General features: G+C 49.8%; 16 protein-coding genes. 13 read left to right on the forward strand and 3 right to left on the reverse strand.

Annotated features, from left to right (window positions below; genetic code table 11):
* Positions 1-124 precede the first annotated feature (124 nt).
* Both htpG and B9A24_RS03800 read left to right on the forward strand, forming a co-directional pair.
* Complete coding sequence (gene htpG / locus B9A24_RS03795) at positions 125-1,957, forward strand: molecular chaperone HtpG (protein WP_084443846.1); 1,833 nt, start codon at positions 125-127, stop codon at positions 1,955-1,957.
* Between the two features lie 187 nt (positions 1,958-2,144).
* Complete coding sequence (locus B9A24_RS03800) at positions 2,145-3,092, forward strand: toxin-antitoxin system YwqK family antitoxin (protein ID WP_084443847.1); 948 nt, start codon at positions 2,145-2,147, stop codon at positions 3,090-3,092.
* A 38-nt stretch (positions 3,093-3,130) separates the two neighbouring features.
* Here B9A24_RS03800 and B9A24_RS03805 read toward each other — a convergent pair whose 3' ends face one another.
* A complete protein-coding gene (locus B9A24_RS03805; RefSeq protein WP_084443848.1) occupies positions 3,131-3,490 on the reverse strand; it encodes a YraN family protein in 360 nt (119 codons plus the stop codon).
* Positions 3,491-3,560: 70 nt separating this feature from the next.
* Here B9A24_RS03805 and lipB point away from each other — a divergent pair, with 70 nt between their 5' ends.
* The 11 genes from lipB (at position 3,561) to porN (ending at position 13,848) form a co-directional block, all read left to right on the forward strand.
* Positions 3,561-4,337, forward strand: a complete 777-nt coding sequence (gene lipB, locus B9A24_RS03810) for a lipoyl(octanoyl) transferase LipB (RefSeq protein ID WP_084443849.1) — start codon at positions 3,561-3,563, stop codon at positions 4,335-4,337.
* A gap of 7 nt (positions 4,338-4,344) precedes the next feature.
* The gene (locus tag B9A24_RS03815) at positions 4,345-4,761 is read left to right on the forward strand and encodes a hypothetical protein (RefSeq protein ID WP_084443850.1); all 417 of its coding nucleotides are present in this window, start codon (positions 4,345-4,347) and stop codon (positions 4,759-4,761) included.
* A 50-nt stretch (positions 4,762-4,811) separates the two neighbouring features.
* On the forward strand, positions 4,812-5,894 hold the full coding sequence (locus B9A24_RS03820) for an MraY family glycosyltransferase (RefSeq protein ID WP_234996957.1): 1,083 nt from the start codon (positions 4,812-4,814) through the stop codon (positions 5,892-5,894).
* Between the two features lie 112 nt (positions 5,895-6,006).
* Positions 6,007-7,095 (forward strand): DUF4271 domain-containing protein, encoded by a 1,089-nt coding sequence (locus tag B9A24_RS03825; protein WP_159451934.1) that lies wholly within the window; start codon positions 6,007-6,009, stop codon positions 7,093-7,095.
* 77 nt (positions 7,096-7,172) lie between these two features.
* Positions 7,173-8,003, forward strand: coding sequence for a uroporphyrinogen-III synthase (locus tag B9A24_RS03830; RefSeq protein ID WP_084443852.1), 831 nt, complete (start codon positions 7,173-7,175; stop codon positions 8,001-8,003).
* A 164-nt stretch (positions 8,004-8,167) separates the two neighbouring features.
* Positions 8,168-8,662, forward strand: a complete 495-nt coding sequence (locus B9A24_RS22915) for a type IX secretion system membrane protein PorP/SprF (protein ID WP_262490577.1) — start codon at positions 8,168-8,170, stop codon at positions 8,660-8,662.
* The gene (locus B9A24_RS22920) at positions 8,653-9,135 is read left to right on the forward strand and encodes a type IX secretion system membrane protein PorP/SprF (protein ID WP_262490578.1); all 483 of its coding nucleotides are present in this window, start codon (positions 8,653-8,655) and stop codon (positions 9,133-9,135) included. The genes B9A24_RS22915 and B9A24_RS22920 overlap by 10 nt, the downstream gene beginning before the upstream one ends.
* Positions 9,136-9,359: 224 nt before the next feature.
* A complete protein-coding gene (porK, locus tag B9A24_RS03840; RefSeq protein WP_084443853.1) occupies positions 9,360-10,379 on the forward strand; it encodes a T9SS ring complex lipoprotein PorK/GldK in 1,020 nt (339 codons plus the stop codon).
* Between the two features lie 122 nt (positions 10,380-10,501).
* Positions 10,502-11,266, forward strand: a complete 765-nt coding sequence (porL, locus tag B9A24_RS03845) for a type IX secretion system motor protein PorL/GldL (protein ID WP_200813859.1) — start codon at positions 10,502-10,504, stop codon at positions 11,264-11,266.
* Positions 11,267-11,327: 61 nt separating this feature from the next.
* A complete protein-coding gene (gene porM / locus B9A24_RS03850) occupies positions 11,328-12,911 on the forward strand; it encodes a type IX secretion system motor protein PorM/GldM (protein WP_084443855.1) in 1,584 nt (527 codons plus the stop codon).
* A gap of 46 nt (positions 12,912-12,957) precedes the next feature.
* Positions 12,958-13,848: a type IX secretion system ring subunit PorN/GldN gene (porN, locus tag B9A24_RS03855; RefSeq protein WP_084443856.1), complete on the forward strand. Its 891-nt coding sequence runs from the start codon at positions 12,958-12,960 to the stop codon at positions 13,846-13,848.
* A gap of 100 nt (positions 13,849-13,948) precedes the next feature.
* Here porN and uvrC read toward each other — a convergent pair whose 3' ends face one another.
* Both uvrC and B9A24_RS03865 read right to left on the reverse strand, forming a co-directional pair.
* Positions 13,949-15,760 carry an excinuclease ABC subunit UvrC gene (uvrC, locus tag B9A24_RS03860; RefSeq protein WP_084443857.1) on the reverse strand — a complete coding sequence of 604 codons (1,812 nt, stop codon included), beginning with the start codon at positions 15,758-15,760 and terminating at the stop codon, positions 13,949-13,951.
* Positions 15,761-15,943: 183 nt separating this feature from the next.
* Positions 15,944-18,277 (reverse strand): penicillin-binding protein 1A, encoded by a 2,334-nt coding sequence (locus tag B9A24_RS03865; RefSeq protein WP_084443858.1) that lies wholly within the window; start codon positions 18,275-18,277, stop codon positions 15,944-15,946.
* Positions 18,278-18,359 lie beyond the last annotated feature (82 nt).

Genomic DNA, 18,359 nt, shown 5'->3' on the forward strand with positions numbered 1-18,359 from the left:
TGTCAAACTGGCAGCCGTGACTAGCATGGAACAGCTTTTGAAAATCCCCGCCTTATGAATATGGGCTAACAGTAGCCTGCAATTCTGTCCACTTTTCAATTTAAGACCCATTTATTAAGGCGCTATGCAAGAGACAGGTAGTATCTCGATTCACACTGAGAACATCTTCCCCATCATTAAGAAGTTTCTCTACTCCGACCACGAGATCTTTTTGCGGGAGTTGGTATCCAACGCCGTGGATGCCACCCAAAAGCTGAAGAGCCTGGGGCAGCTCGGAGAGTTTAAGGGCGAGCTGGGTGAGTTGAAGGTACGGGTAACAGTGGATAAGGAAGCCCGCAAAATCACCATCTCCGACCGCGGCCTGGGCATGACGGGTGACGAAATTAAGAAGTATATCAACCAGATAGCCTTCTCCGGTGCTACCGAGTTCGTGGAGAAGTACAAGGAGAAGGACGCGGGGGCTAAGGACCAGATTATTGGTCAGTTTGGCCTGGGATTCTACTCCGCCTTCATGGTGGCCGAGCAGGTGGAGATCTTCTCTCAGTCGTATAAAGAAGGCACGGAAGGCGCCCACTGGACCTGCGACGGCAGCACTGAGTTTACCCTCGAAACCACGGAGAAAGCAGAGCGCGGCACCGATGTAGTATTGCACGTAGCCGCCGACTCCGACGAGTTTCTGGAGGAAGCTCGCCTGCGTACCATTCTGACGAAGTACTGCAAGTTCCTGCCTATCGAAATTGAGTTTGAGGGCACGGTCATCAACCAAACGCAGCCGATCTGGACCAAGCAGCCCGCTGAGTTGACCGATGAGGATTACACCAAGTTCTATCAGGAGCTGTACCCATTCTCGGAAGCTCCTTTGTTCTGGATTCACCTGAATGTGGACTATCCCTTCAACCTGACGGGTGTTCTTTACTTCCCCAAGGTGAAGGACGAGCTGCAATTTCAACGTAATAAGATTCAGCTGTACTCGCGGCAGGTGTTCATTACCGACGAGGTAAAAGACGTGGTGCCCGAGTTTCTGATGTTGCTGCACGGCGTAATCGACTCGCCCGATATTCCGTTGAACGTGTCGCGCAGCTTCCTGCAGGCCGACGCGGCCGTGCGAAAAATCAATACCTACATCACCAAGAAAGTAGCCGACAAGCTCGGTGAGCTGTTTCGGAAAGACCGCGCCGGCTACGAGCAGAAGTGGTCAGATATCGGTATGTTCGTGAAGTACGGGATGCTGTCGGACGAGAAATTCTACGACAAAGCCAAGGATTTTGCCTTAGTGCAGAACGTGGGGGGCAAATTTTTCACCCTCAGCGAGTACCAGGAGTTTGTGCAGGCGAACCAGAAAGACAAGAACGACCAACTCGTTATTTTGTACACCACCGACGCCGAGGCCCAGCACGGCTACGTGGTTGCCGCCCAAAACCGTGGCTATGATGTGCTGACCCTGGAAGCGGTGCTCGATCCGCACTTTATTGGTCAGTTGGAGCAGAAGCTCGAAAAGACCACCTTCAAGCGCGTGGATGCTGATACCATCGGCAAACTCATCGAAAAGGACGAAACCACCGAGAGCGTGCTCAGCGACGACGACAAAACGCGCTTGCAGGAGCTATTTGCCAAAGCCATCAGCAATGAGCAAATGCATGTGCAGGTAGACGCTTTGTCGCCGCAGGAGGCACCCGTAATTATTACCATGCCCGAGTTTATGCGCCGCATGAAGGATATGCAGCGCACCGGCGGCGGGGGAGGAATGGCTATGTTTGGCTCGTTGCCGGATAGCTACACGGTAAGCGTAAACGCCAACCACGCCATTACGCAGCGCGTGCTGCAAGCCGACGAAGAAGCTGGCCGCCAACTGGCGCGTCAGGCATTCGACCTGGCTTTGCTTTCGCAGAACATGTTGAAAGGTGAGGCCCTAACCGCCTTCGTGAAGCGCAGCACCGACTTATTAGCTACCGAGTAGCACTAAATAGTATACATAGTTTTAAGTAGTACAAAACCCGCTGACCTTATTGGGTAGCGGGTTTTCTTTTTGATAAGGCTTCTATTCTGAAATAATATCTTTCAGGCACCTTGGAGGGTAAATTTAAGCTGGACACCAAATCAGGCTATCTTTACGTTCGAGGCTTTGAATTCTGCCTGTTTCATTGATGCGCTTCTCTCGCTTTTCACTTGTTCTGCTGGTTTTGCTTTGGCTAGCCGCCGGGGCCTGCACCCGCAAAAAGGTTTCATTTAACAGCAAAGCCGACAGCCCGGCCCTGAGTGCCTTGTCCGATTCACTGGTCCAGAACAGCGACACGACTGGTGGGAAGATTGCCAGGCAAGTAACGCTCAGTAAAGAAGAGGCGCGGGCGGCCCGCGCGAAGGAAAAAGCTGCTCAGCGCAAACCGAAAAAGAAAAAGAATATTTTCCTCGGTGAGCCAATTAAGAAAGCCTACGTGAAGTCGGGGCCAAAGGGGCGCAATCAGATTACGGAGCAGTTCTATTACATGCGCACTCCCAAGCCTACTAACCCATATGTGCCCACCCGCTACTATTTCGATGCGCGCAAGAGCCGGATTGTGCAGGATAGAGCCGGCGTAGACCCCGGCGACAATAAGGTGCTGCACGGGCCGTACAAAAAAATGCAGGGCGGCAAAATAGTGGAAACGGGCTTCTTTGTGATAGGCGCGAAGCACCTGCGCTGGGAGCGTTTCAATCGGGAAGGCATTTTGCTTACCAAGATTCACTACGAAAAAGGCTTTTCGCGCGACGCCGAAATTACATACTACGATGCTGAGCGCACCAAAATCAGGGAGATAATTCCGTACTACAATGGCAAACTGGAAGGCGAGTACGCGCGCTTTCTGGAGAATGGTCAGAAGGACTGGGATGGTCAGTTTGAGAACGGCAAGAAAGTAGGGGAGTGGTCGAAGTACTGGGGTTTTCGCAACCGCCGCCACTATCAATATCTCTACGGGGAGACGGGCTACGACCCGGAGGTAAAGGAGCCCGTTCTCTACAAGGAGTATAACCGCAACGGGGTATTGGTGTACGAAAAAGACAAGCTCGACAAGCGGGATGCTGTTACGGATCGGCCGGGTTCAAAGCGGAATTAAACTCCCTGTTTTACGCGCACTATAGCATATAGTGTCGACTAATAAAACGCATCCTCGAAATGCTCGATATGGAAACCATCGGCAAGCTGAGTGAGCGCCAAAATATCAAAGCGGATGTTCCCGCGCCAGTCTATTTCCTCCTGATATTGATCGGCAGCTAAGCGAAAAAGCTGGCGCTTGCGCTCCGTCACAAATTCTTCGGGATGGCCATAGCGACTGGATGAACGCGCCTTTACTTCCACAAAAACCAATAACGAGTTGCCTTGTCGCACGATAAGATCTACCTCAGCGCGCCGGTGGCGGTAGTTGCGGCGGGCTATGGTATAGCCTTGTGCCAGGAAAAAATCGGCCGCGGCCGATTCGCCGGCGTGGCCGAGCAGGTGGCCGGAGCCGAGCATGGCAGGATGGTTGCGGGTTGGGTTTGGCGCTTAATATAGTACCTTTGTGCCTTTATTTGCGCTTTTGTTGATGAGTACGTTCTTCGTTGCCACCACGCCTGATACTTTACCTGCCTCACTTGCTGGGGGGCAAAATCGGCGTGTGCTGGTAGAACGGCTGGGTTTGACCGCGTATGAGGCGGCTTGGGCTTATCAGGAGCAATTGCTGGCCGCTACGGTAGCAATCAAAACGCAAAACCGGCAGACTGCGGAAGCAAATTTGCCCCCTGCGCTTACTCCCAACTACCTGCTGCTTTGCCAGCATCCGCATGTATACACGTTGGGCAAAAGTGGTAAAGCTGAAAATCTGTTGTTGAATGAGTCGGAGCTGGCAAAGCACGGCGCAACGTTTCACCGCATCAATCGGGGTGGCGATATTACCTATCATGGTCCCGGCCAGCTGGTAGGCTACCCCATTCTTGACCTCGACAATTTCTTCACTGATATCCACCGCTACCTGCGAGTATTGGAAGAGGCCATTATTCGTACGCTGGCCGAGTACGGGCTGTCAGCCGGCCGCATCGCTGGCCTGACGGGTGTGTGGATGGACTACGAAGAAAATGCCCCCCGGCCGCGCAAAATCTGCGCAATGGGCGTGAAATGCAGCCGTTGGGTAACCATGCATGGTTTCGCCCTGAACGTAAACACCGACCTCACGTATTTTGGCCATATCGTGCCCTGCGGCATTGCTGATAAGGCCGTAACCTCCTTGCAGCAAGAGTTGGGCTACGCCGTACCCATAACGGAAGTAGAGAACCGTTTGCTTCCTCACCTGGCAGCTGTGCTGGAGGCGGAGCTACTTGTTTGATCATTCTATGAAAGAAGATATTGTATTTGATCCGGTAGAAGGTGTTTCCATTGCCATCGTGCCCGACGATGAGGCCGCCACTGAGGAGGGCAAGCCCGGTTGGCAAGTGTATCTACTCAACCATAATGACTATGCATTGAGCAACGTCATCATCAGCTCCAATGGCTACGGCACGCACGAGGATGGCGAAAAGGTGCGAACTTCAACACTACGGCACGTATTTGCGGAAGTAGAGCCCCGTAGCGCTGTACCCGTCGAACCTATTGATCCTGATTTGTTTCACCTGAATAATCAATACTGGGTAAGCTACTATCGCGGCCCGCAGATCTTCGATAAGAAGTTCATCTTCGTGCCCGATTCAATTGTGTCTGCCAACCTGATTCCAATTGCTCTGCTGGGCCGCGAAGGCGTGCTACACGGGTAGAAGTTTACGCGCAGACGAGCAGGAGCGTATTCTGCTGGTTACTTTATTCTTTGAGCCGATACGTGATGAATGCCATTGGAATTACGCTGGGGCTATCCTTTATGTGGTCCTTTTTAGTGGCGCTGTTCGCGGTGCCCTCTATTATCTACATTGCCCACCTCAAGAATATGCTTGATACGCCTAACGTGCGTACCGTGCACGAGTCGCTTACGCCACGCTTAGGTGGCGTAGCCGTGTTCGCGGGCTTTATGTCGGCTCTAACCATCTTCGCTGACCTCACTAATGGCGTCCAGCAGCTGCTGGCCGGCTGTATCGTCTTATTCTTCGTAGGGCTGAAGGATGATTTGGTAAGCATCTCGGTCACGAAGAAATTTGTGGGACAGCTCCTCGCTACCGGCATAGTGATGGTAATGGCCGATGTGCGCATCACCAGCTTTCAAGGAATTCTGGGTATTCATGAACTGCCTATTGGGATTAGCTACGCATTCACTTTTTTGGTGATAGTGGGCATTACCAATGCTATCAACCTCATTGACGGATTAGATGGCTTAGCGGGTACCATTGTCAGCATTATTGTCACCACACTCGGCTACTTTTTCTACCGCTACGGCGGCCCTGATTTTGGTAACTACGTGTATGTATCAGTATGTGTACTGGGGGGCATTTTGGGCTTCCTGCGCTATAACTTTCATCGGGCCACCATTTTTATGGGTGATACCGGCTCGCTGGTATGTGGCTTTATCGTTTCTATTCTCACTATTCAATTTATTGAAATGGGCGCCCAATTGGGTCAGCCTTTTGGCTCGTCAGCTCCCTCAGTGGCCGTGGGAATCCTGTTCGTGCCCCTTTTTGACACACTACGAGTCTTCCTAATCCGAATGATGGCTGGCCGTTCGCCATTCTCACCGGATAAAAACCATGTGCACCATCGCATTATAGCTATGGGCTTTCAGCAAATCAGTACCGTGATGCTGCTAGGTTTATTGAATCTGGTAGTTATTCTGTTCGTGATCAACTTCGCCGAGCTGGGGAACACGATCCTTATTGTCGTGTTGACAGCCTTCTCAGTGTTGTTGAGCGTGTTTTTGGGTGTTTATCGTAGCCGTACTACTCAACAGCGAGTAGCTTCCTAAACCGGTGATAGTCAGAAGTACATACAGAGGTAGAAGTAAGGGCTGGGGGGCATTTCTGCCGCTGTTTCTACTATTTTTATCGCTGACTGCTACTGCTGCTGAGTACAAGCCGTTGCCACCAGCACCCCGCACCGGCCTCTCTGCCGACTGGCTCATCTACGATGCTCCCCGTAATCAGTTAATTCTGTATTTGCCCGAATATCACGCGCCGGCCAACGCGTACTATCAGTGGGTAAGTATTCGGCCCGGCCAGAAGCTGCCCATCACTTTCACTGCGCGTAAAGACCTGAGCCTTTTTCTGGATAACCGGCTAGTGTTTACTGCCGCCACGCCGGACTCATATCTTCTTGACTTAGAGAAGCTTTTGCCCCCCGGTACTCCTGCCGGCGTACACTTGCTATGTGTATGGCATCCAGCTATCTCCCCCGATTTTTCTTCCTTCACCAATGCACCTATTCTGCCGGTAGTTGCACCAGGAAAGATAGAGCCGGCCCCTTATCAAGCTCAGCTCCGAGTGCGGGGCCACCAAGGACAAAATGTGTTTCTGAGCTTTCTATTGCTGATTGGGCTGCTGTATGGCAGTATTAGAGCTGCGTATCAACCCGGCTTCGCACGCATCTACCAGTTCGACCGGCTTCTGGGTAAATCAAATAGCGACGAAGCATTCTTGACGAAGCCCACTATCACCTGGCTGAATTTGCTGCTGGTGTTTGTATTCTCCCTTTCCTTTGCTTTGCTGCTGGTCGCTATTCATACCAATATTCAAAGCATCGTAATTCTGCGTCGCCTATTCGATGTGCCAGAGTCAGCCATTGTGGTTCGGGTCTTGCTCTATGCTGCTCTGGTAGCTGCATTTGTACTAGGAAAATACCTGTTCCTAGAGTTGATGGGCTACATCTTCGACGTTACGCCTTTAGTAGTGGTGCAGTATCGTGAGTTTGTGCGCACCATTCTGTTTATGGGCTTATTTCTACCCATCGTGATGCTCTTCTATCTGGCTCTTAATCAAAACCTACCCGAAACGGTACTATGGATATCTAATGGGGTGGTTTCCTTAATGTTGGTGGGGACAATGGTGCGTATTACGCGTACGTTGCATAGTCGCGTGTCCCTCCTAAATTTGCATTTGTTTTCGTACCTTTGCGCCACAGAAGTAATACCTCTTACCATATTGCTCAAGTTAATTGTTTTTACGTACTAATTCTTCTAACGCTGGCTGTACAGCCACGTTTTGTACACTTTCTTATCGCTCCAAAACTACCCATTTACCCACCCTCTATGGCCGAGAGCAAAGACAAACCGGGGACGGGCCGACACGCCAAGCGGATCTCCAGCATTCTTGTCACCCAGCCGAAACCCACAAGCGACGTATCACCCTACTTCGCAATCGCTGATAAGTATGGTATCAAAGTCGATTTCCGGGAGTTTATTCAGGTTGAGCCAGTCTCCTACAAGGATTTTCGCAAGGATAAAATCAATATTGCTGAATATACGGCTATCATATTCACCAGCCGTAACGCAGTAGATCATTTCTTCCGTATTTGCCAAGAGGCAAAGCTGGATATGCCCGCCGAAATGAAGTATTTCTGCATTTCAGAGCAAACAGCCAATTATCTGCAGAAGTACATCGTGTTGCGTAAGCGTAAGCTTTTTGTGGGGCAGCGTACTGCGGCTGATTTGTTTGATGTTATCAAAAAACACAAAAGCGAAAAGTTCTTATATCCCTGCTCCGATATCCGCAAGGATGATCTTCCAGAGTTTATGCGGGCTAACAACTTCAAGTTTACGGAAGCTGTGATTTATCGTACTGTCGCTAGCGACCTCTCAGATCTGACGGACGTGAAGTACGATTGTATCGCTTTTTTTAGCCCTTCCGGAATCAGTTCTCTGTTCGTCAACTTTCCTGATTTTGAACAAGATGGTACTCGCATTGCCGCCTTTGGTCCTACTACAGCCAAAGCTGTGATCGACGCTGGCTTAGATCTGGATATTGAAGCTCCGCATCCCAATGCCCCCTCCATGACAGGTGCCATTGAGCAGTATATCCGTTATCACTACGGACCTGATGCGGGAAAGGAGAAGAATCGGACGGATAAACAAAACGCTTAAAACAGTATAACAGAGGCATTTTTATGGGCTGCAACCTCTAAGCGGCTCGTTTGATGCGCAGACTTTTTTCCATAGATTTGGAATCAGTTACGTAGGGTAGCATGTCCTACTTAAAATCTGTGCTAAAACTGGGTGCCTATATGAAGAGATATATACTGGGTGCTATGGCTCTGTTCCTCGCAGCCACTGGTGCCGTTGTTGCTCAGCAGCAACCACAATTTAGTCATTATGGGTTTAATGGGATGTTTCTGAACCCTGCCTATGCAGGTATCAAGGGGCAAGGCGAAGTCGTAACTATAGTACGTGAGCAGTACTTTAACTATGGCGGAACTTTCGATCCAGGTGGTAACGATCGCACCTTTTTAGTATCTGCTTCCACTCCTGTTCGTATCTTAGGAGGTGGCGTGGGGGTAAATATTTATCGTAATACAGTGGGCGAAGCTAGTGTTACTACCGCAGCTCTGTCTTATTCAAAACATTTTAAGATTGGCGAAGGCTTATTAGGTATCGGAGCTCAAGGGATATTTAATAATCTGGGTAAGGGTACATACCGGGCAAACGATGCTGACGATCCAAGTGTGCCTTTCGAAAGCTCCGACAGTAAATTGATGCAGGTGCAGGAGTATGGTACGAAGCTCCTAAATTTTATGTGGGCCTAAGCGTTAATAACTTATTAAGGTCCCGCTACCAGTTTCAGACAGAAAGCAGTCAACGGACCGCATCGTATATTGGAGAGAATCACGCTTACTTGACAGCAGGCTACAATATTGAAGTTAGTTCTTCCGTTGTTGTAACACCTACTGTCATTGGTAAGCTGGTTCTGCCAGGGGAGTTTGGTGATGACGATAAATTCACTTTCGACAACAACTCTTTCGAGGTAGGGGCACGGGCAACTTTGCAGGAAAAATACTGGGCTGGTGTTGGGTATCGTTATGGAGAGTCATTCACGGGTCAACTAGGCATGAGTTTTGCAGAAAACAACTCGTTTCGCGTTGGTTATGCGTTTGATCTAGTTGCATTTAATCAAGATGCAAGGGCATTTAGTTCACACGAGATAATGCTTTCCTATCGCTTGCCTAAAATGGGGCCTGCTACCCGTCCTGCAATCCGTACGCCCCGATATAGCTTCTAGGTTGCTTTAAATTTTATTGTAATTCTATTTACCAAAGCAGCATTATAGACTAGCTGCCCATTTTGGTGCTGTTTTTATGCTATGATTAGGAGCTTTATTAGCTATTTAAATGTTGCCCTTAGCTCGGGCACGAACCTTGCTTAGGCAAAATAGTTGTTAAGTTTGCCAATTGTAAAAATTGTAATCTTTTGGTATCGCCGCCCAATAGCCTTTTTAAATTTCACATGAATAAGTTTCTCAAATTGCCTCTTGTAGCCTTCTCGGCGCTGTTAATGGGAGGTTGTGGTTTTGGCAAAGGACCACAGGGTGACCTAGTTGGAGCGGAGGATCGTCCAGATTTCAACGCGCAAGAAGTGCCTTTTGGCATGGTGCCCTGTCCCGGTGGCACTTTCCACATGGGCCAGACTGATCAGGACATTTCGGCCTCTATGGTAAACATGAATAAGCAGGTGACAATCGCCGGCTTTTACATGGATGAGACCGAAATTACCAACAACCAGTATCGGCAGTTCATGAATGCCATCCGGCAGGATTCAATTGACGTGTTGGGCGAGGAGTATGTGATGACAGAACTATACCCAGATACTACGGTATGGGTGCGTGACTTTACATATCATATGGGTGATCCCCTGATGGAGTATTATTACACTCACCCAGCTTTTGACGACTATCCAGTGGTTGGTGTTGACTGGTTTGCCGCAAAATATTTCTGCAATTGGCGCACCAAGCATAAGAATGCAGCTAACGAGGAAGCTGGCTCAGCTCCAACTCCTAACTTCCGTTTACCTTCAGAAGCTGAGTGGGAATACGCTGCCCGTGGTGGCCGCGACTTAGCCACTTACCCTTGGGGCGGCCCTTATCTGCGTAACTCTAAGGGATGTATGCTTGCCAACTTCAAACCAGGCCGCGGTGATTATGCTAGTGACGGATACGCTTACACTTCAGCCGTAGGTAGCTTCTTTCCTAATGACTTTGGCTTGTACGATATGTCAGGCAACGTAGCAGAGTGGTGCGATGATGCCTACATGGAAGCTTCAGTACCAGTAGTTTGGGACATGAACCCAACAAACCCTGATGACAATGAGCCTCGCAAAGTAGTACGTGGTGGTTCATGGAAGGACATTGCTTACTTCCTCGAGACAGGAACCCGCAACTTTGAGTACCAGGATTCAGCTCGTTCCTACATCGGGTTCCGCACTGCCATGATTCAAATTGGTATGGGAACTAACCGCCAACTGAACTAACCGCTTATTAAGCACTATTTCATTTTACGTTTTTCATACATTCTTCATCCTTTCCAACCAACTTTTTTCAATTCTTACTTAAAATGGCAGCAAAAGGCGGTAATTTCTTCTTTGATGTGGTCATGCCCAAAGTTTATGGCATCGGGGCAGCGGTCGTAATCATTGGAGCATTGTTTAAAATTCTGCACTGGAAAGGTGCTGATTTGATGTTGATGGTAGGTTTGGGCACTGAGGCCCTGATTTTCTTTCTTAGTGCTTTCCAGCCTACTTCCAAAGAGCCTGATTGGGGCCTCGTATATCCTCAATTGGCTGAAGGCTATGACCCCTCTACCGGTGATCCTAGCTTCTCTACTAATAACAGCACGGGTCTGACTCGCAAGCTGGACGATATGTTGAAGGATGCTAACGTAACTCCTGCGGCTATATCTTCTTTAGGAGAAGGTTTGAACCGTTTGAGCAACACCACACAGCAGTTGTCTTCGTTAGGCGAAGCTACAAATGTGACAGAAGAGTACACCACGAAAGTTCGTACTGCTACCCAGTCGCTGGAGCGCATCACTGCTTCTTATGCTAACACAGCTGAAGCTATGGCTGCTATGTCGGATGCTACTTCCGATGCGAAAGAGTACCACCTGCAAGTGCAGAATGTAACTAAGAATCTGGGTGCTCTGAATGCAGTGTATGAAATGGAGTTGCAGGATGCTAATACGCACCTCAAGTCTATGAACAAGTTCTATGGCACATTGAGCCAGGCTATGGAGAACCTCACCGAAGCTGGTAAGGAAACCGAGCAGTTCAAGCAAGAGGTTACTAGCCTTACTACCAATCTTCATTCCCTCAACCGCGTCTACGGCAATATGCTGAACGCGATGCGCGCTACCAGCTAGTATTCATCCTACGATAGCCAAGAAGGGTTCTGTTCACATAGTTATAGATTAGCAAAATACAATGGCGGGAGCAAAAGAGACTCCACGGCAGAAGATGATAGGCATGATGTACTTGGTACTGACTGCTCTTCTAGCCCTACAAGTCAACTCAGCAATTTTGCTGAAGTTTAAATTTCTGGATGATAGTTTGCTGGGTGTCAATGACAAGACTTCCACCGCTAATGCCAATACAGTAAAAGGCATTGCTGCAACTGTACAAAAAAACCAGAACCAAGCGCGTGACTTAGCTGTGCTCAAGCAAAGCGAAGAAGTACGCCAGCAGACGGCCAAGATGGTGACCTACCTTCGGGACGTTCGTGACAAACTTGTGACGTCTACGGAAAATACCAAAGGCAAGAACGAGTATAAGAACATGAGTGCTGAAGATAAGGTGGCCATCACCATGTTAGGTGGCAACCGCAACGGCGCGGCTTATCCGATGAAGGATGAGTTGAACAAGTACTCAGAATATATCAAGCAGTATGTTCCTATGGCTGCACCGCTGGCTCTCGATGCTAAGGAAGATCCAATGGTTATCGACCCAGAGCAGAAGAACAAGAATTTCGCTGAGTTGAACTTCGAAAATACCCCATTGGTAGCTGCTTTGGCCGTACTTTCTCAAAAAGAAACGGAAGTATTGAAGTTGGAAGCTGACGCGCTAAGTGCTCTGGGAGCAAAAGTTGGTGCTCAGACTATCGTTTTCGATAAGGTTGGCGCTTTTGCTAGTGCTGAGTCAAACACCGTAGCTGCTGGTACCAAGTACAAGGCTGAGCTCTTCCTAACTGCATCCGCCAGCACGCTGCGGCCTTCAATGACTATGAATGGCAGCCCCATTCAGGTAGGCCCGGATGGCAGGGGTAAAGTGGAATTCACAGCTCAGCCCGGTGGATTTGATGCCGCCGGCAACGCCAAGAAGCAGTGGGTTGGTACCGTGCGATTCAAGCAGAACGGCCGTGATACTACCTTCAAAGTGCCCGTTGCTTATACGGTAACTAAGCCAGTAATGCAGATCCAATCTGCTTCAGTACAAGCGTTGTACTTTAAGTGCGGTAACAAACTCAATGTGCAGGTTCCCGCTCTGGGTGCTCAGTACAAGCCAAGCTTCTCCGCTTCGGGTGCACAGGCAATTCCTGGCTCCAAGACTGGTGATATTACCTTGGTGCCTAATGCTAAGCAAGTAACCCTAAACGTTAGCAGCAACGGTAACGCTATCGGTTCGCAGACCTTCGAGGTACGCCCGATTCCAAAGCCCGATATCAAGTGCATCGTAGGTGGTCGTGAGGCCAATGAGAAGCAGGGTACGCCTATCACCGCTGTACGTAACATGAGCCTGAAGGCAATTCCAGATGCTGGTTTCCAAACCTTCCTGCCTGAAGATGCTCGCTACCGGGTAACTCAGTACGAGATTACATTGGTTCGTGGTAAGCGTCCGGCTATGCCTGCTCGTACCATCAACGGTCCCGATGCTAACTTGAACGATGTAGTTAACTCGGCTCGTGAAGGCGACCGTCTATACATCGAAGTGAAGGAGGTGCGCCGCTTGAACTTCCAAAACCAGCAGGAAGAAGTGAAGGTGTCGAAGCAGTTCAACATCCCACTCGTCTAGCTGCTTTTTCCTGAACTAACCGTCGCTTTTAATTGCTTATCACGGTATGAACAAATTCCTTTCTTTCGCTGCTCTAGCTGCCGGCCTTTCCCTGTCATTGACAGCTTCGGCTCAGGAGCAAGCTACTACTGCCACCAGTAATGGCTCGTACCGTCCCATTCCGAACTCGGACATCATGTTCAGTAAGACGATATGGCGGGCTGTTGATTTGCGCGAAAAGCAGAATAAGCCCATGTTCTCAGAAGGCAAGGAAATCAGCAAGGTTATTCTGGAAGCAGTAAAGCGTGGCGAGATTCAGGCTTATCGTAACGACTCGCTGACCAGCACTTACACCCCTGCTGAAGTTACGGCTAACATGTCTTTTGCTGAGTCGGCCAACGAACTGAGCGACGAAGAAAAGGCAGCCGGCTTCACTGAGGCTGATGCTGGTGCCAGCGACGACGGTTGGGGGGCACCAGCGGCTAAGCCAGCCGCTGGCTCCAGTGCACCTGCTACTGCCGGTGCGCCAGCCAGCTACGAGTATCGCTATAAAGACTTGTATCAAATGGAGGTGAAGGAAGATATGATCTTCGACAAGAAAAGGTCGCGGATGTATCATGATATCAAAGCCATTGGCCTATTGGTGCCTTCCACGCTTAGCTCTAACACATCAGGAATAGAAAAGACGGTTGGCTATTTCAAGTATAGCGACCTGGTAAAAATGTTCCGCAACAACCCTGATAAGGCTATCTGGTTCAACCCGCAGAACGACGCTCAGCATAAGAATCTGGCTGACGCATTTGAGTTGTGGTTATTTAACTCCTATATCGTGAAGGTTTCTAATCCAAGCGACGCTCGTCTGGATGAGATCTATGGTAGCCAGCAACAAGGTATTCTGGCCTCGCAACAAGCTGCTGCCGACCTGATTGAGTACGAATATAACTTGTGGAGCTTTTAAGCTCTTGATTTAGGGTCAAAAAAGCCCCCCAGCTATGCAGCTGGGGGGCTTTTTTCTTGAGTTAACGGTTATGCGACTTCTTGGAGTACATATCGTTGAGCTACTCGGCTGCTTGCTCCTGCTGCTCGAAATAAGAAAGTAAGACACGCGCTTTTGCTTTGCCTATTTCGGCAACTAACTCCGCCTCGCTCAGCTCACGGATTTTCTTGACTGACTTAAACTTACTCAGTAGCTTGTCAGCCGTTGCGGGGCCGAGACCTTTCACTTCGGTCAATTCGGTTTTGAGCGTTGCCGCATCCCGGCGGTTACGGTGAAAGGTGATGCCGAAGCGGTGCACCTCGTCGCGCATGCGCTGAAACAGACGCAACGATTCACTTTTCTTGTCGATATAAAGCGGTAATGGATCATTGGGAACATAGATTTCCTCCAACCGCTTGGCAATACCAATGACTGGAATTTGCCCCCAGAGATTAAGGTCTTTCAGGGCTTTTACAGCCATGCTTAGCTGGCCTTTACCACCATCTACAATAACCAATTGAGGTAATGAGGCACCTTCATCCACGAGCCGCCGATAGCGGCGCGTCACGACTTCGTACATGGAGTCGAAATCATTGGGACCAATGACCGTTTTGATATGATAATGACGGTAGTCCTTCTTGCTCGGCTTCGCATTGCGGAAGCAGACCATTGCTGCCACGGGGTTGTCTCCCTGAAAGTTAGAGTTATCAAAGCATTCGATGTGTTTAGGCAGCTCAGTCAGGCGCAAATCTTTCTTTATTGTCTCCATGATGCGCACCTCATTCAGATCCTTGGAGCGGTCGTTCATGCTTTCCTTCTCCTTGCGCAGATAAAGCACGTTCTTAATGCTCAACTCCAGAAGCTTGCGCTTGTCGCCAATTTGCGGAGTGGACACGGTGACGCCAGGGAGTGGGAGCGAGGGCAACGCAACGTTGGTAAGAATCTCTTTCGAGTCACTCTCGAACTCCTCCCGCATCTGCATAATTAGGGGGGGCAAAATTTCCTCGTCCATTTCGTCGAGCTTCTTCTGCACTTCCAATGATTGAGTGAGAATGACAGAGCCATTCATCACCTTGAGGTAGTTGATGAAAGAACTTTTCTCATTGGAGGCAATTGAGAACACATCGATGTTGGACAGCGAAGCGTTCACAACCGTGGATTTGGCCTGAAAATCATCCAGGCGGTCTAGCTTTTTCTTGAGGGTGTGCGCTAGCTCGTATTGTTGCTCCTGGGCTGCGGCCATCATACGCTCCCGGAAATAAGCTTTGGGAATGGTAAGATTACCGTTTAGGATACTGCGAATCTGCTGGATGTATTGGTTGTATGTTTCCTCCTCCTGTAAGGCTTCGCAAGGACCTTTGCAGTTACCCAAGTGATACTCCAGACAAACTTTAAACTTGCCGGCAGCTACGTTCTCTGGGGTGAGATTGTAAGTGCAGGTACGCAACGGATACAAGGCCCGAATCAGTTCCAGCACCACGTTCATAGCCGTTAAATTGGCGTAAGGGCCATAGTAGCGCGAGCCGTCATTGATCTTCTTACGAGTAGGAATGAGACGTGGAAACCGCTCATTCGTCAGGCATAAGTAAGGGTAGGTCTTGCCATCTTTAAGCAGGATATTATACTTGGGTTGGTGTTGCTTAATGAGGTTGTTTTCAAGCAAAAAGGCGTCGGATTCATTATCTACAATAGTAAACTCGATGCGCTTAATGTTCTTGACCAGCTGCTGGGTTTTCTTGTTATGGTCCTGCTTGGTAAAGTAGCTACTCACGCGCTTACGTAGGTCCACGGCTTTGCCAACGTAGATAATGCCTTCATCATCGAAGTATTTGTACACACCCGGACGATGAGGCAGCTGACGAATTTGCTCTTGTAAATGGGCTTTGGCGGCCATAAGATGGTAATTAGGCGCAGAATGAATATCCTGGGAGAGGTACGCAAATACAGAACGCGAAGGTGTACAGAGGAATTTCCAAAACCCACAAAGAAGCTGTAAAAACGAAATCGTGGCCGGTAAAGCATACCAGCCACGATCTGTTATTTTATTCAAAGCCAATTGGCCAAGTAATACGCTTCCCTAAATCTCTTGTCCATTGAGAATATCGAGATCAGTCTGGTTTAGCTTCTGATCCAATGGAATAGTATCGCGCTGGCCACCATAATAACGACTGCAATCAATCTCAATGCTCAATGGTTGCGCGGGCTTGGGGAAAGGTTCTTTGCTTACATCCAAAGCCTTATCGCCGTATACTTTGCGCATAAATAGGCCATAAATAGGCAGCGCAGCGCGGGCACCCTGACCATTGGAGCCATTGCGGAAGTGAATACTGCGGTCTTCACCACCTACCCACATGCCGCAGACCAGATCAGGCGTAACACCCATGAACCACGCGTCGGAATAGTTGGAGGTAGTACCCGTTTTGGCTCCCATCTCATACGGAAATTTAAAGCCCGTCTTGAGAATGGTAGATGTACCGCCGCGCTCCGTGGTGGAGGCTTGCAGCATGTGCGTCATCAGGTAAGCGGTTTCTTCACTTAGGGCCTCGCGGGTCTGGGGGACAAACTCGCGTAGAACATTGCCATTTTTGTCCTCAATCCGCGTTACCATCATGGGCGAAGTCCACACCCCTTTGTTTACGAAGGTGCTATAGGCCCCACACAGCTCAAAGATACTCACGTCGCTGGAGCCAAAGCCGATGGCCGGTACAGCTTCGATGGGAGAGGTAATACCTAGCCGCCGGGCATAAGCGACGATGGTTTCAGGCCCTAGCTTTTGTACCAGAAAGGCTGTAATCGAGTTCATTGACCGTGCTAAGGCCTGTCGGATGGTGAACGTACGGCCCGAATAGCCCCCCTCAAAGTTGCGAGGCGTGTAGGCCGGCCGACCAGCCTCCGCTGGGAAGGTAATCGCTAGATCCTGAACCTGGTAACAAGGTGAATAGCCCTGATCAATGGCTGCTGTATAGACGATAGGCTTAAACGTGGAGCCTGGCTGCCGGGTGCCTTGCTTTACGTGGTCGTACTTGAAATACTTAAAGTTGGTGCCACCTACCCACGCCTTAATTTGCCCATTCAAGGGGTTCATTGCCATAAAACCCGCCTGCAGGTAGCGCTTGTAGTACGCCAAGGAATCTAGGGGCGACATCGTCATCTCCTTCTCGCCCTGCCAAGTGAACACCATCATCTTATACTTCTTGTTCAGATAGTAGTTGATGGAGTCCTTATTGCCTTCAAAGCGAGTGTTAAGAGACTTATACCGCTCCGTACGCTTGATGGCATTTTGCAGAAAATTCGGGATAAGACGGCCCGTTTCATCACGCCACGGCTGCTGGCCCTTCCAATGCTGCGTAAACAGCTTCTGCTGCTGCTTCATATGCTCCGCCACCGCTGATTCCGCATATTTCTGCATCCGCGAGTCGATGGTGGTATAAATCTTCAGGCCATCGGCGTAAAGGTCGTGTTCAGTGTCGCGGCTCCATTGTAAAAGTGCTTTGCTTACTTCCCGGCGGAAATAGGGAGCAATACCCTTATTGGCATTTTCTACATTGTAAGTCAGCGCGATAGGCTTGGCCGTGGCTGCTGCGTAGGAGGCTTGATCAATGTAGCCGTACTTCCGCATCTGGCTCAGAACCCAGTTGCGCCGCGTTTTGGCCCGCTCGGGGTGCTCTACGGGGCTAAAGTAAGATGGCGCATTAAGCACACCTACCAGCAGCGCCGACTCTTCCAGCGTGAGGTTTTTGGGCTGCTTATTAAAAAAGGTCTTAGCTGCTACGTTGATGCCAAATGCGTTAGATCCGTACTCATTGATATTCAGGTACATGGTCAGAATTTCGCGCTTGGTATAGTTGCGCTCCAACCGAATGGCCATTATCCACTCTTTGGTTTTAATGATGAGCATCCGCAAGCCTGGTACGTGGCTGAGCGTGCCATCATTGAGGTCGGCGCGGGTACGGAACAACACCTTTGCTACCTGCTGAGTAAGCGTACTGGAACCCCGGCGGATGCGCCCCGCCACATAGTAATACGGCACCGCGAACAACCCTTTCAAGTCGATGCCGGAGTGGCTCTCGAAGCGGACGTCTTCGGTGGCAATCAGGCCATCAATCAGGTTTAGGGGCAGTTCGTCGTAGCCTACCGGGGTGCGGTTTTCGCGGAAATACTTGCCCATCAGCACCCCATCGGCCGAGTAGATCTCAGAGGCTAGTTCGCTCTTGGGGTTTTCCAGCGTCTTGAGGTTGGGCATCCGCCCAAATAGGTTCATAAAGTTGACACTCACGGCCAACACATACACGACGAAGCCGATGAGCCCGAAGCTAAAAAGCAGCCACAGCGTGCGCGTGAGGCCCGTAAAGCGTCCCAACCGTTGGGGCTTACGGGGCTGAACTTTGGGTTTGGTGGCAGGAATAGCCATTCTTTAGGGAGATATATAAGCCAGGAACGCGAAATCAGTAGAGGAATTGGATGCTACGACGGCAGTTGAAAGTTGACCCGTA

It is taken from the genome of Hymenobacter roseosalivarius DSM 11622, from assembly GCF_900176135.1.
In the GTDB taxonomy this organism is placed as follows: Bacteria; Bacteroidota; Bacteroidia; order Cytophagales; family Hymenobacteraceae; genus Hymenobacter; species Hymenobacter roseosalivarius.

Bases quoted from the DNA above. Each gene is read 5' to 3' on its own strand.
- htpG (WP_084443846.1), top strand. From the start codon at position 125: ATGCAAGAGACAGGTAGTATCTCGATTCACACTGAGAACATCTTCCCC.
- B9A24_RS03800 (WP_084443847.1), top strand. From the start codon at position 2,145: ATGCGCTTCTCTCGCTTTTCACTTGTTCTGCTGGTTTTGCTTTGGCTA.
- B9A24_RS03805 (WP_084443848.1), bottom strand. From the start codon at position 3,490: ATGCTCGGCTCCGGCCACCTGCTCGGCCACGCCGGCGAATCGGCCGCG.
- lipB (WP_084443849.1), top strand. From the start codon at position 3,561: ATGAGTACGTTCTTCGTTGCCACCACGCCTGATACTTTACCTGCCTCA.
- B9A24_RS03815 (WP_084443850.1), top strand. From the start codon at position 4,345: ATGAAAGAAGATATTGTATTTGATCCGGTAGAAGGTGTTTCCATTGCC.
- B9A24_RS03830 (WP_084443852.1), top strand. From the start codon at position 7,173: ATGGCCGAGAGCAAAGACAAACCGGGGACGGGCCGACACGCCAAGCGG.
- B9A24_RS22915 (WP_262490577.1), top strand. From the start codon at position 8,168: ATGGCTCTGTTCCTCGCAGCCACTGGTGCCGTTGTTGCTCAGCAGCAA.
- porK (WP_084443853.1), top strand. From the start codon at position 9,360: ATGAATAAGTTTCTCAAATTGCCTCTTGTAGCCTTCTCGGCGCTGTTA.
- porL (WP_200813859.1), top strand. From the start codon at position 10,502: ATGCCCAAAGTTTATGGCATCGGGGCAGCGGTCGTAATCATTGGAGCA.
- porM (WP_084443855.1), top strand. From the start codon at position 11,328: ATGGCGGGAGCAAAAGAGACTCCACGGCAGAAGATGATAGGCATGATG.
- porN (WP_084443856.1), top strand. From the start codon at position 12,958: ATGAACAAATTCCTTTCTTTCGCTGCTCTAGCTGCCGGCCTTTCCCTG.
- uvrC (WP_084443857.1), bottom strand. From the start codon at position 15,760: ATGGCCGCCAAAGCCCATTTACAAGAGCAAATTCGTCAGCTGCCTCAT.
- B9A24_RS03865 (WP_084443858.1), bottom strand. From the start codon at position 18,277: ATGGCTATTCCTGCCACCAAACCCAAAGTTCAGCCCCGTAAGCCCCAA.